General features: G+C 64.7%; 1 protein-coding gene. It reads left to right on the top strand.

Annotation, left to right across the window (positions count from 1 at the left end; all coding sequences use genetic code 11):
• Positions 1-447: non-reducing end alpha-L-arabinofuranosidase family hydrolase (locus tag H5J33_RS36590; protein ID WP_258565656.1), on the top strand; the 447-nt coding region annotated here is incomplete at both ends.

Below are 447 nucleotides of genomic sequence, written 5' to 3' on the forward strand. Positions count from 1 at the left end.
CCGATCGACCAGACCCTGATCGCCGACGACCAGAACATGTACCTGTTCTTCGCCGGTGACAACGGCAAGATCTACCGGGCGAGCATGCCGATCGGGAACTTCCCGGGCAGCTTCGGCTCCTCGTACACCACGGTCATGAGCGACACCGTGAAGAACCTGTTCGAGGCGCCGCAGGTGTACAAGGTCCAGGGCCAGAACCAGTACCTGATGATCGTCGAGGCCCGGGGCGCGAACGAGCAGCGCTACTTCCGCTCGTTCACCGCGACCAGCCTGAACGGCACGTGGACCCCGCAGGCCGCCACCGAGTCCAACCCCTTCGCCGGCAAGGCCAACAGCGGAGCCTCCTGGACCAACGACATCAGCCACGGCGACCTGGTCCGCGACAACCCCGACCAGACCATGACCATCGACCCCTGCAACCTCCAGCTCCTCTACCAGGGCAAGTCC

The organism is Streptomyces sp. WELS2 (assembly GCF_013870595.1).
GTDB lineage: Bacteria > Actinomycetota > Actinomycetes > Streptomycetales > Streptomycetaceae > Streptomyces.